The following is a 12,461-nucleotide window of genomic DNA, read 5'->3' on the forward strand; positions in this document are numbered from 1 at the left end:
CTGCCCGGCGGGGTAGTCGCGGGCGCGGCCGGCCCAGCCGAGAACCAGCCGTTCCTCCTCAGGAGGCAGGGCGGATACCGACGTCACCGGAGCATCGACGTCGGCGAGCAGGCGGTTGAGCAGGACGAGCCACTGTCGGGCGAACCGGTCGGCCGTGGACTCGTCGAACAGGTCGGTCGCGTACTCGAGCTCCACGCCCATGTCGGGACCGCCGGTGTCGACCACTGCGAGGGTGAGATCGAACTTGGCCGTACCGGTATCGACCGAGTCCAACTCGGCGACGACGCCGCCCGGCTCCCACCGCCCGCGCGCGTGCTGGTTCATGCCGAAGGCGACCTGGGCGAGCGGCGCGCGACCCTGATCGCGATCCGGGTCCAGGGCAGCCACCAGTGAGTCGAACGGGATCTGCTGGCGTGCCTGCGCGGCGGCCGAGACGCCACGGACTCGGGTGACGAGGTCAGCGAAGGCGGGGGCGCCACTGAGGTCCGCCCGCAGCACGACGGTGTTGACGAAGAAGCCCACCAGGGTGTCGAGTTCGGGCAGTGGACGCCCGGCGGCCGGAGTCGCCACCACCACGTCGGTACGCCCCGACCAGCGGCCGACCAGCAGCAGGTACGCCGTGATCAGCAGGTCGAAGACGGTGACCGAGTGGCTTCTCGCGGTGGTACGCAGCGCCGACACCGCCGACTCGGGCAGCCGGTAGCGCAGCGTCCGACCGGCGTGGCTCGCCACCGCCGGTCGGCGGCGGTCGGCGGGTAGTTCCAACAGAGCCGGCGCACCGGCCAGCCGCTCCCGCCACCAGGCGACCCCGTCGGCGATCACCTCCGGGGTGAGCACGGCGCGCTGCCACGCCGCGAAGTCGGCGTAGGACAACCCGGTGGCGGGCCGGTCGGCGGGCCGGTCCGCCGAGTATCCGGCGAAGATTTCGGCGAGGAGGATGTCCAGGGACCAACCGTCGCAGGCCACGTGGTGGATCGATATCCAGAACAGCCACTGCTCGTCCGCGATGCGGACCAGTCCGGCCCGCAGTAGTGGGGCCGCCGCCAGGTCGAACGGCCGGGCGACTCCGGCTCGGGCCAGTCTGCGCCCCTCCTGCTCGCCATCCGCGCGGGCGTCCGACACGGTCCAGTCGATCTCGGCGGTGTCGGCGAGGCGGGGGACGGGACGACCGTTGACGGTCTTCAGCGCGGTACGCAGCACGGGATGGGCGTCCACCACCGCCTGGGTCGCGGCGCGCAGCCGCTGCGGGTCGACCCGGCCGGCCAGCCGCACCAGCACCGGGATGTTGTAGAGAGCCGAGCCGTGACGCAAGCGGTCCATGTACCACAGCCGTTCCTGCCCGAACGACACGGCGATGTCGTCGCCGGCGCGCGGGGTGAGCGCCGGCAGCGCGGCGGCCGGCTCGCCGGCGTCGACCAGGGCGGCGAAGTCGGACAACACCGGGTGCTCGAAGAGCTGGTCCACCGTGAGGGCCACGCCGTGCCTGGCCGCTACCTGGGCGACGACCTTGGCGGCCAGCAGGGAGTGGCCGCCAAGGGCGAAGAAGTTGTCGTCCGCGCCGACCCGGTCGAGCTGGAGGGCGTCGGCCCAGCTGGCGGCGACGGCGCGCTCGGTGGGGGTGCTGGGCTGGACCAGTCCGTCGGCCGGCGTGGGTCCCGCGGCCGTGGCAACCGCAGCGCTTCCTTTCACACCCGGAAGTGCTCCGGTGCCCGCAACCAGGTCCGCCAGGAGGCCGGCGAGACGTGCCAGGTGCGCGTCGATGCTCACCGCGCCGTACCGGTCCTCGTCGTGGTCGCAGCACACCGCCAGCCGGCCGTCCCGCGCCGTGATCTCCAGCGTGATGTCGCACCACATCAGCTCGTGCCCGAGGTCGGCGACGTCCCGAGCGTCGAGCCCGTCGCCGAGCGCGCCGAGCGGGGCCACGGCGATTCGGACCTCACCGTCGGCCGCCGGCGCCGCCGGCAGCGCCGTCGCGGCGCGTTCGGCGAGCCGCCGCAGCGGCAGCCCCGCCTCGACCGACGACCGCACCGCCCGCAGCGAGGCGCTGTGGTCGGCGTCCCTGACGATCACTCCGATCACGGCCGCCGTCGCGGACGTGCTTCCCCGGTCGGCGGCGACCAGTGCCTGCGCCGCGGCGACGAGGACCGCGGGCGGAGTCGTACCCAGCTCGCGCGCGAGGGCGACGACGGCCTCCGCCCCGATGTCCAGGACCCGCCGGACCTGGCCGCGACGGAACGACAGGCCGGGCATCACCTCGTCGTCTGCGGCGAGGGTCGCGGCGACGACCTGGTCGGGTTGGCTGACCTCGACGGTCATCGCCCGTCCTCCGCGGCCGGCAGCGGCGTGACGACGTACCCGCCGATGACCAGGCGGTTCAGCCCGCCCCGCAGGAGGGTGTCGACCGCTGTCTCCGGGGTCCGGACGATCGGCTGCCCGCGCAGATTGAAGGAGGTGTTGAGCAGGACCGGGATCCCGGTACGGGTGGCGAACGCGGTCAGCAGCTCCCACAGCAGGGGGTTGCCCTCGCGGCTGACCACCTGCACCCGGGCCGTGCCGTCGAAGTGGGTGACCGCGCCCAGCGAGGCACGGTGCTCCGGCCGGGTCCGGGTGGTGAAGAGCATGTGCCGGAAGCGCTCCTCATCGTCCGGCTCGACCTCGAAGTACGTCGATGCCGCTTCCGCGGTGACCACCGGCGCGAACGGGCGGAAGTCCTCCCGGCGCTTGATCAGCGCGTTGATGTGGTCGCGCATCCGTTCGTCGCGCGGGTCGGCGAGGATGCTGCGGTTGCCCAGCGCGCGCGGTCCGAACTCCATCCCGCCCTGGAACCAGGAGACGACCTCTCCGCCCTCCAGCGCCTCGGCGGTCTCGGCGAGCAGGCTGGCCCGGTCCGGCACATGCCGTACGACGACGTCGGTCCGGCCGCCGATCGCCGCGCCGATCTCCTCGTCGGTGAACGACGTGCCCCAGTACGGCATCGACATCGCCGGTACGCGGGTGCCGGGCTCCTGCTGTGCCTGCACATAGAGCGCGGCCCCGATCGCCGACCCGTCGTCCCCCGCGCCGGGCGGGATGAAGATGCGGTCGAACAGCCGGCTGCGGGCGATCACGCCGTTGGCGGAGCAGTTGAGTGCTACGCCGCCGGCGTAGCACAGGTCACGCAGGCCGGTCTCGCGGCGGAAGTGCCGGAGCACGTGCACGAGGCAGAGCTCGATGACGGCCTGCAGGGCGGCCGCCACGTCGCGGTGGCGCTGCTCGATCGGCGTTCCCGGCTGGCGTGCCGGCCCGAACCGCTCGGCGAGCATCGACAGCACCCCCCGGTGCGTCTCGCGCTCCAGCAGGTTCCGGTCGGCGGCGAGCCCGGCGACGGTGAAGGTGCCGCCGTCGAGGAGGTTGACCAGCCGCGACATCTCGGTGAAGTGCGCCCGCCGGTCACCGAAGGCGGCTAGGCCCATCACCTTGTACTCGTCCATCATCATGTCGAAGCCGAGGTACATGGTGAAGACGCCATAGAGCGTGCCGATGGAGTGCAGCGCGGGGATACGGTGCAGCACCTCGATCTTGCCGCCGGTCCCCACCGCGACGGTAAGACTTTCGGTCTCGCCCATTCCGTCAGCGACCAGGACCAGTGCCTCGTCGTACCCGCTCGGGTAGTAGGCGCTCGCCGCGTGCGCGAGGTGGTGGGGGACCGGCAGCAGCCTGTCGGCCCAGTCCACGCCGGGGAACTCCTGCCGCAGCCAGGTCAGCTGCACGTCGGGGTCGTACACCTCCGCGTACCGGGCCGCCAGGTAGGGGTCGGACAGGTCCAGGTCCGCGGCCCGGTGGGCGAAACCGTGGGCGACGACGTCGATCTCGTCGGCTTCGACGGCGACCCGTCGCAGGGCGTCGCGGATCGCGTGCACCGGGAAACTGCCGGTCGCCTTCTGCGCGGTGTACCGCTCCTCCGCCGCCGCGGCTCGCACGACGCCGTCGACCACCAGCGCCGCAGCGGAGTCCAAGCCCTGCACGATCCGGTACTCCCGGGCGCTCAGGCCCGGCAGCTCGCGTCGTTTGAAGTCCACGCTGTTGTGCAGGCCGCTGATGCCCAGAACCTTCATGACGCCTCCTCGGAACCGGTCCGACGGTGGATTTGTGCCTGTGCCGCGTCCCGCAGCGCCCGCCGGTCGACCTTCTGGCTGGGGGTGAGGGGCAGCTCTGGTAGGGCGACGATGCGTTGCGGCAGCAGCGCGGCGGGCAGCATCGCCGCCAGGTGCTCGCGGAGGACCGCGTCGGATACGACCGGCCCGTCCACGGTGGACTGGACGTACAGGACGAGGCGCTGGTCGTCCGCTGCGGCCTCGACGACGACCGCCGCCGCCTGGGCCACCGACGGATGGCGCTCGGCATACGTCTCGATCTCCTCGAGCTCGATCCGATGCCCTCGGATCTTGACCTGGTTGTCGGCCCGGCCGTGGTAGGACAGCGTGCCGTCGGGCCGCCAGGCGCACAGGTCGCCGGTGCGGTATGCGCCGTCCCCAAAGGCCGCGCCGGTGCGCTCGGGGTCACCGAGATACCCGACGGCGAGCTGCGGGCCGCCGACGTGGAGCTCGCCGACATGCCCTACCGGCACGGGCCGGCCGTCGCGCCCGAGCACGGCGGCGACGGTCCCCGGTAGCGGCGCGCCGATCGGCACCGGATCGGCGACGGGCTGCCGCAGCCGGTACGCCGTGCACCAGATGGTGGCCTCGGTTGGGCCGTAGACGTTCCAAACGGCAGCGCCGGTGTTGACCAAGCGCTGGGCCAGGTCGGCGTTGACCGCCTCGCCGCCGCAGAGCAGCGTCACACCGTCGAGATCCGGGGGCAGGTGCGGCAGGATCAGGCGCCAGCCCGAAGGGGTCGCCTGAATCAGGTCGGGTCGGCCGACGGACAGGTGCGCGCCCAGCCGCGCCGGGTCGCGGCGCAACGCGTCGTCGACCAGTAGCAGCCGACCGCCCGTGGCCAACGGGAGGAAGAGCTCCAGCAGGGAGATGTCGAAGGTCAGCGCGGTCGTGCCAGCGACGGTGGGGGCCCGGAGTTCCAGCAGTTCGGTGAAGGTCGTGACGCAGTGCGCCAGCGCAGCGTGCGACACCCCGACCACCTTCGGGCGGCCGGTCGAGCCCGACGTCGACATCGCGTACGCCAGCTCGCCGCCGGTCGGCCCGTCCTCTCCGGCGGCCGCGCGGCCGCTGCCCGGCTCATCGGTGGCCGGTAGGTCGCCGTCGAGGGAAGTGATGACCCGACAGCCGTCCCGGGTCACCGTGGCCAGGTCGGCGACGACGGCGAACCGCGCGCCCGCGGTGTCGAACAGGGTGTCCAGCCGGGCCCGCGGATGGCTGGGATCGACAGGCAGGAAGGCGGCCCGCAGCGACCAGATGGCCAGCAGCGCGGCCACCAGCTCGGCCCGGCGGGGAAGGCCGATCGCGACGACGTCGCCGGGACGCACGCCCTCAGCGCGCAGCACGTCCGCGTACCGGTCGGCCAGCGCGACGAGCGCGGCGTAGTTGACCGTACGCCGGGCGTCCTCGATCGCGATGGCGTTCGGTTTGGCGGCCGCCACCGCGCGGATGAGCGCCGGCACGCTTCCGGCCGGGGTGCTGCCCGGGCGGTGGGCGGACGCGATGATCCGGGTGTCCTCCTCGCCGCACAGGTCGATCGCGCCGACCGGGCAGTCGGTCTCGGTCGCGCCGTCGAGCACCCGGTTGACGCGGCCGGTCAACAGCGCCGCGTCCGCCGACGGCTCGACGTGGCGCCCGGTGACCAGGATGCGCGGGCCGTGACCGTGCCGGACCTCGATCGCGGTCGGGCGGCGCCCGCCGTCCGGACCGAGGCGGCGCAGGTGCCTTTCGACGGTCGCGGTGAGCACGGACAGGGGTGCCCGCCACGGCAGTGACACCGTCATGCCCGCCCCGGTCGCCGGGTCAACCAGATGTCCCGTGACGGTCTCCGCGGCCGCTGCGCGGGCGAGCACCAGCAGGCTGGCCACCACCCGGTCGACATTGACCCGGGTGCTATCCCCGGTGGGTGCGTGCGCGGTTTCCAACGATCGCGTCATCGCGCACTCCCTAAAATGCGGACGGGGCACGAAGAAAGGATTTCATCGCGCCGCCGTTCATCCCATTCATGCCCGAAGAGGGATCTCCAAGCACTATCCGTGGCCGGCAATTGATGTCCGGCCGGCCGGTCGTGAAGCAGCACGCTAGGAGTGACCGATTGAAGGTGTCAACGGGTGGAGCCAGCCATGGATCAAACCGGGCATGCCGCTGAAGATGGGGCAGATACCCCTCGCAGCGATGCATTTTCTCGCGGTTTGCCCAGTTCGGGCATTGAGGTGCCACACCGCCAGGCGGACCCACGCTGGCAGGAGTGTGCCAAGTGGAAACGGGATCATCCCTTCACATGGTCTTTTGTGTGACCCTGAAGATGCCTTTCACCGGACCGCATCGGCGCCACTCAGCCAAGGAGAAGGACATGTCACGGATCCTCGCCACGCGCAGGATGCGGCTGTACGTATTGGCCGACACGGCGTCCAACCTCGGCGACTTCGCGCTGTTTCTCGCGATGGCGATCTGGGTGAAGACGATAAGTGGGAGCACGTCGGCGGCGGCCCTGGTGATGTTCTCGTTCGCCGCCGGCAGCCTGCTGCTTCCCGCGGCGGGTCTAATCACCGACCGGGTACGCCGTCGACCCCTGCTCATCGCGGCGAACCTCGCCCTCGCCGCGGTGGTCCTGCTGCTGCTCCTGGTCGGTGGCGCGCACCACGTCTGGCTCGTGTACGCGGTGATGTTCGCCTACGGCGCGCTGGGCAGCGTGACCGGGCCGGCCCAACTGGCGCTGCTGCCCTCCCTCGTGCCCAAGGAGTCGCTGGGCGACGCCAACGGCCTGATCCAGTCGGTCCGCGGCCTGCTGCGGGTCTTCGCACCCGTCATCGGCGCGGGCCTGTTCGCCTGGCTCGGCCCGGAAGCGGTCATCGTCATCGACGCCACGCTGTTCGTGCTGGCTGCCCTGGCGCTCCTGGCGATCAAGGTCAACGAGCCGGCGCCCACGCCGTCCGAGGGGCACTGGCTGACCGAGATCACCGCTGGCCTGCGCTTCATCAGCCGTACGGTGACCCTGCGCCAGCTCGTCACCTCCTGCGGCCTGGCGATGCTGGTGCTGGGCTTCTTCGAGTCGATCGGGCTGGCGGTGGTCACCTCGGGCCTCGGGCACGCACCGACGTTCCTCGGCGTGCTCGGCGTGGCCCAGGCAATTGGGACCATCGCCGGGGGGATCTCCGCGGGCGCGGTGATGCGCAGGACCAGCGAGGGCATGATCGTCATCATCGGCCTGGTGCTGGTCGCCGTCTCCAGCATGCTCCTGATGATCCAGGTGACGGCCCTGGTGATTGCCGCGATGGCACTGCTCGGCCTCTGCATCCCGTGGCTGGTCGTCGGTGCCACCACCGCGTTGCAGCGCCGTACGCCGGAGAACCTGCTCGGCCGCGCCTCCGCCGCCTTCGAATTCGCGGTGACGGTGCCGCAGACACTGTCGATCGCCGTCGGCGCGGCGCTGATCGCCCTGCTGGACTACCGGTTGCTGCTGGGCATCGTGGCCGCCGCCGTGACGGTCTCGGCGGTCTACCTGGTCACCCGCTCCGAGCAACGCCCACGCCCCCCCGAGCAGCCCACCGATGTGCTCGTTGCGGCGGACGATTCGGTTGCCGCGCAGGAGTCGGTCAGATAGCCAGCACGGCTCACTTTCCTCGGGAGACGAACCGCGATGGCTACCCATCAGGTGTCGGCGCTACTTCTCGCCCTGGCAGCGATCTCGCTACTGGCCGCCATGGCGGGAGCGGCGGCCCGACGGCTGCGGCAACCGCCCGTCATCGGCGAGGTGGCCTTGGGTATCCTGCTCGGCCCGACGCTGCTGAACGGGCTCGTCTCGGACACGCTCTTCCCGGCCGACATCCGCCCGTTCCTCAGCGCCCTGGCGGCCCTCGGCGTCGTCCTGTTCATGTTCACCGTCGGGGCGGAACTGAACGCCGGCCTGCTCCGGGGACGACGCATGGTCGCCGGGACCGTCGCCGCCGGGTCCGTCGCCGTCCCGTTCGGGCTCGGCGCGCTGTTGGCCCTCTACCTGTTCAACAGACATCCGACCGACAACAAGACCGGGTTTGTGCTGTTCATGGGAGCCGCCGTGGCGGTAACCGCGTTCCCGGTGCTGGCTCGCATCCTCACCGACCGTGGCCTCAGCCGCACCTGGCTCGGTAGCGTCGCGCTGGCCTGCGCCGCCATCGACGACATACTTGCCTGGTCGCTGCTCGCTGTCGTCGTCGCCATCTGCACAGCCGGTTTCGGGTCGCCGTTGCTGCTGCTGTTCCTGCCGTACATGCTGCTCATGCTCACGGTCGTCCGGCCCATGCTGAGGCGCCTGCTCAAGGAAGGCGGGGCCAGCTTCGCGCGGCCGGCACCCATGGTCATCACGCTGGTGGGCCTGCTGACTTCCGCGGCCTTCACCGAGTGGATCGGCCTGCACTTCATCTTCGGTGCCTTCTTCTTCGGGGCGATCATGCCCCGCGCGGCCTCAGCGCCCGAGGACGACGTCACCGCGCAGGTGAGTGACCGGATCTCGCACCTGAACGGCCGCCTGCTGCTGCCGGTCTTCTTCGTCGTCGCCGGCCTGAGCGTCGACCTGTCCAAAATGGATGTCGACGACCTCGTCGAACTCGTTCTCATCCTGGTCGTCGCGGTGGGCGGAAAGTTCTTCGGCGCCTTCACCGCCGCCCGTCTCGGCGGCGTACCCACCCGGCCGGCGAGCGCGCTCGCCATCCTGATGAACACCCGCGGCCTGACCGAACTCGTCATCCTGAGCGTCGGCCTGGAACTCGGCATGCTCGACAGCCCGCTCTACTCCTCGATGGTCGTGATGGCCCTGATCACGACAGCGATGGCCGGGCCGCTCCTGCAGCTCATCTACCCGTTGCCGGCCGCACCCGCCACGCCCGCGAAACTCCAGGCCGCGTGGCAGCACCAGTTCCGCGGCACCGAGCGCGTCGGCGAACGTGAGCTTGGCCGGACAACACCCGCCCAGGTCGAGTAGCCGGGAGGGTGCCACTCCCGGCATTCGTCTGGCCCGGGTGGCACGCGACGGCTGTCCGGCCGCAATCCTGCTGGCCCGCCCCGCCCTGCCCGGTTGGGCTGATCGGCTGACCCCGCGGTCCTGCGGTCGGCCCGATCTCGCGTCCGCGATCGGGCCGCCGCCCCCGCACCCTGTTGGCCCGGTCGTCTCGTCTGCCGAAACGGTCACCGGACGCGCTGGGGCGGATCGGGCTGACAATGTCCAGGACATTTTTGTGCGCCGGTCCGGTTGTCGCCTGCCGGCGTGCGGATTCCCCCTAATCCCATTGAGTGGGGCCAGTGGCCGAATACCCGAAAATAATCGAGCCGGATCAGGTTTAAGCAGGTCAGCGAGGGGTGGCGTGCTCTTTGACCGGCCAGTAGCCTCAGCCCGGCCGGTGCGGTAACCGATCGCAAAAGGCGACGCCGCGCCGACCCGCTCAATCGTGATCTCACGAACCGGGGACCCACTGCAACACCTGGGGTGAATCCGCGAGCCTCGGCCCGCGGTAGGGCGATCTTCCCGCCCGAATCCGTCAGCTAACCCGGTCGGCGGTGTCGGAAGGAGTTCCATCCCCGTGCAACACGATCCCCCCGTTGATCCCACGCCTCCACGGCCCTCGTGGAGGAATGTCGTGAAGCACCACGTCAAACGTCAGCTCCGCCGCCTGGCGGCGGAGCGTCCGTACCAGATCGTCGCCGCGTCGGCGGTGGCGCTCGTGCTGGCGACCGGCTCCGGTGCGGTGCTCGCCGGCACCGGGAACGCCCCGCCCACCGCACAGATCACCACCGTCGCCGAACTGCGTGGCGACGCGGCGGCCTCCCGTGGTGAGGAGCGGGTCGCGCCGTCTCCCTCGACCACGCCGAGCGGCAAGGCTGCGCCCAGTGCCACCGCCTCGCCGTCGCGCAAGGCCACCTCGGCCGCGCCGGATCCGGACGTGACCAGTAAGAAGGTCGCGCCGAAGAAGCCGAAGAAGCCGAAGCCGCCGAAGAAGAAGGTGCTGAACTACGCCCACCAGGCCCAGATCAACGGTTACTTCTGCGGCCCGGCCGCCGTGCGGAACGCGCTCAGCGCCGGCGGCGTCGAACGCGACCAGGACACCCTGGCCACCCAGCTCCGCACCACCTACGCCGGCACCCACTCGGCGGAGGACACCACCCGCGTCCTCAACGCCGTGGTCAAGGGCAAGCCGTACCAGACCCGGTGGATCCGTGGCGCATCGGCCACTCCGGCCCAGATGGACCAGCTCCAGGCCGACGTCGTGGCCGCCGTTGCCGACGGGCGCGGCATCGTGGTGAACGTGGCCGGCAGCGCCACCGACACCAACGGCCGCTGGCACTCCTTCCCCGGCGGGCACTACGTCGCCGTGGTGGGCTACGAGGACGAGGGCCGGCTGGTGAAGATCGCCGACTCGGCCGACGCGTCCTACCCCTCGTACTGGATGACCACCATCGACCTCGCGAACTGGGCAGCCACCCGGGGCTACTCGGCCTGACCGATTTGCGACGCGCCGGGCGCCGGTCTCCGACTCGGGGACCGGCGCCCGGCCGTTTCACCTCGGGTCCGCAGCAGGTGGGCCGACCGCAGCCGCATCGAGCGCCGGTGCGAACGGCGTCAACGCGGCCCGGACGAGGTCGGGCAGCGACCCCGACGGCACCACGAAACCCGGCATCGACGGCGCCACGTCCGCCGACTGCAACCACTGCCGAAGCGCGACCTTGGCGGCCGCACCGAGCCCGGCGGCGAGGACCTGCGCGGTCAAGCGGTCGACGTCCGGGCAGCGCTCGGTGATGGCCTCGGCGAGCGGACCCTCGATCGTGGTGACGGTGTCGACGTAGCAGGCGCGCAGGGCGGGACTGGCCGCGATCATCAGCAACGCCTCAGGCGCGTGCTCACCCTGGTCGGCGTACTGCCCGACGACGGCGTCGATGACGGCGTCGGCGAGGCCGACCTCGGCGGGACGGGCGAGCACGGCCGCCGCGACCTGTGACGCGCGCTGCGCGGTGACCGCCGCGACAATCGCCTGCTCGCGGCTCGAGAAGTAGTTGTTGTACGTCCTCGGTGAGACGCCGGCCGCCTCGGCGATGTCGTCGACGCGAACGTTGTCCGGTCCGTGTTTCAGTGCGAGGCGCAGCGCCGCCGTCCGGAGCGCCTCTCTGGTCGCCTGCTTTTTCCGTTCGCGCAACGTGGGCTGGCCTGCTGTCACCCGCCCACCATCGCACACTCGATGCGTGCGCGCAAACCTGCGTGCACGCAAAAATGTGCTAGCGTCGCGCCAGCCCAACTTTCTTCAGCGAAAGGACCGACCACCATGCGCGCCAAGGGCATGACCTACGACACCGGCTTCGTCCGAGACGGCCGCAACTCGGTGCCGCGCCTCGACCCCGAACTGGTCCGACGCGAGCTGACCATCATCCGTGACGATCTGCACTGCACCGCCGTGCAGATCGTCGGGGGCGAACCCCAGCGACTGGAGCTCGCCGCCCGCGCCGCCGCCGACCTCGGGCTGGAGGTCTGGTTCTCGCCGTACCCGCTGGATCTGTCGGCCGACGAGATCCTCGCGCTGTTCCTCGACTGCGCCGAGCGGGCCGAGCGACTGCGCGCGGCCGGAGCCGAGATCGTGTTCGTCGCCGGTGTCGAGCTGAGCATCATGAACCGAGGCTTCCTGGCCGGCGACCGCATCGACGAGCGCCTCGGCAACCTGCTGGTTGCGGACGGCCGAGCCGAACGGATCGCCGAAGTCCGTGCCCGTCTCGACCGATTCCTCCGTACCGCCGTGGCGGCGATCCGCGAGCGTTTCCACGGAAAGGTCACCTACGCCGCCATCCCGTTCGAGGGCGTCGACTGGGACCTGTTCGACTTCGTGACCCTCGAACTCATCCGCTCCGCGGAGGTCGCCGACCGGTTCCGAGACGGCGTACGCGAACTCGTCGCGCAGCCCAAGCCCGTTGCCGTCACCGGCTTCGGTACCGCGACGTGGCGCGGTGCCGGCGACGTCGCGCCGCGCAGCATGGAGATCATCGAGTACGACGACGTCACCGGCGAACCGGTGCGTCTCGACGGGCGTTACCAGCGCGACGAGGCCGGCCAGGCGACCTACCTCAGCGAGCTGCTGGAGATTTTCGACAGCGAGGGCGTGGACAGTGCCTTCGTGTACCTCTTCGCGCTGTACAACCTGCCGCACCGCCCCGATGGGGATCCCGTCGACGACCTCGACCTCGCCAGCCTCGGAATCGTCAAGGTGCTCGACGGGCGCACCGGCGACACCTACCCCGGCCTGCCCTGGGAACCCAAAGCCGCCTTCGCCGCCGTCGCCGAAAGTTACTCCGGCTGACAGCGGGCGCGGTCCCGGG

General features: G+C 71.1%; 8 protein-coding genes and 1 riboswitch. Of the genes, 4 read left to right on the forward strand and 4 right to left on the reverse strand.

The genetic code is table 11. From position 1 onward, the window contains the following. The 3 genes from Vqi01_RS14830 to Vqi01_RS14840 all read right to left on the reverse strand — a co-directional run. Nucleotides 1-2,316: condensation domain-containing protein (locus Vqi01_RS14830; protein WP_239098405.1), on the reverse strand; the 2,316-nt coding region annotated here is incomplete at its 3' end. Next, nucleotides 2,313-4,094 carry a carbamoyltransferase family protein gene (locus Vqi01_RS14835; RefSeq protein WP_204035373.1) on the reverse strand — a complete coding sequence of 594 codons (1,782 nt, stop codon included), beginning with the start codon at nucleotides 4,092-4,094 and terminating at the stop codon, nucleotides 2,313-2,315. The genes Vqi01_RS14835 and Vqi01_RS14830, both read right to left, overlap by 4 nt. After that, nucleotides 4,091-6,067: an amino acid adenylation domain-containing protein gene (locus Vqi01_RS14840; RefSeq protein ID WP_204035374.1), complete on the reverse strand. Its 1,977-nt coding sequence runs from the start codon at nucleotides 6,065-6,067 to the stop codon at nucleotides 4,091-4,093. The genes Vqi01_RS14835 and Vqi01_RS14840 overlap by 4 nt, the downstream gene beginning before the upstream one ends. Nucleotides 6,068-6,483: 416 nt before the next feature. Here Vqi01_RS14840 and Vqi01_RS14845 point away from each other — a divergent pair, with 416 nt between their 5' ends. From Vqi01_RS14845 to Vqi01_RS14855, 3 genes are all read left to right on the forward strand, one after another. Further along, nucleotides 6,484-7,734, forward strand: coding sequence for an MFS transporter (locus Vqi01_RS14845; RefSeq protein ID WP_204035375.1), 1,251 nt, complete (start codon nucleotides 6,484-6,486; stop codon nucleotides 7,732-7,734). Between the two features lie 36 nt (nucleotides 7,735-7,770). Continuing rightward, complete coding sequence (locus Vqi01_RS14850; protein ID WP_204035376.1) at nucleotides 7,771-9,090, forward strand: cation:proton antiporter; 1,320 nt, start codon at nucleotides 7,771-7,773, stop codon at nucleotides 9,088-9,090. 444 nt (nucleotides 9,091-9,534) lie between these two features. Next, a riboswitch (cyclic di-AMP (ydaO/yuaA leader) is annotated at nucleotides 9,535-9,677 on the forward strand. A 65-nt stretch (nucleotides 9,678-9,742) separates the two neighbouring features. After that, nucleotides 9,743-10,603 (forward strand): C39 family peptidase, encoded by an 861-nt coding sequence (locus Vqi01_RS14855; RefSeq protein WP_204035377.1) that lies wholly within the window; start codon nucleotides 9,743-9,745, stop codon nucleotides 10,601-10,603. 57 nt (nucleotides 10,604-10,660) lie between these two features. On the opposite strand, the gene Vqi01_RS14860 is transcribed toward Vqi01_RS14855, so the two are convergent. Continuing rightward, nucleotides 10,661-11,314 carry a TetR/AcrR family transcriptional regulator gene (locus Vqi01_RS14860; RefSeq protein WP_239098406.1) on the reverse strand — a complete coding sequence of 218 codons (654 nt, stop codon included), beginning with the start codon at nucleotides 11,312-11,314 and terminating at the stop codon, nucleotides 10,661-10,663. A 105-nt stretch (nucleotides 11,315-11,419) separates the two neighbouring features. On the opposite strand from Vqi01_RS14860, the gene Vqi01_RS14865 reads away from it, so the two are divergent. Then, nucleotides 11,420-12,442 carry a glycoside hydrolase family 113 protein gene (locus tag Vqi01_RS14865; RefSeq protein WP_204035378.1) on the forward strand — a complete coding sequence of 341 codons (1,023 nt, stop codon included), beginning with the start codon at nucleotides 11,420-11,422 and terminating at the stop codon, nucleotides 12,440-12,442. Nucleotides 12,443-12,461: the final 19 nt, after the last annotated feature.

The organism is Micromonospora qiuiae (assembly GCF_016863555.1).
In the GTDB taxonomy this organism is placed as follows: Bacteria; Actinomycetota; Actinomycetes; order Mycobacteriales; family Micromonosporaceae; genus Micromonospora; species Micromonospora qiuiae.

Coding starts and splice junctions, on each gene's coding strand:
- Vqi01_RS14865 (WP_204035378.1), top strand. CDS start 11,420: ATGCGCGCCAAGGGCATGACCTACGACACCGGCTTCGTCCGAGACGGC.
- Vqi01_RS14835 (WP_204035373.1), bottom strand. CDS start 4,094: ATGAAGGTTCTGGGCATCAGCGGCCTGCACAACAGCGTGGACTTCAAA.
- Vqi01_RS14850 (WP_204035376.1), top strand. CDS start 7,771: ATGGCTACCCATCAGGTGTCGGCGCTACTTCTCGCCCTGGCAGCGATC.
- Vqi01_RS14845 (WP_204035375.1), top strand. CDS start 6,484: ATGTCACGGATCCTCGCCACGCGCAGGATGCGGCTGTACGTATTGGCC.
- Vqi01_RS14840 (WP_204035374.1), bottom strand. CDS start 6,067: ATGACGCGATCGTTGGAAACCGCGCACGCACCCACCGGGGATAGCACC.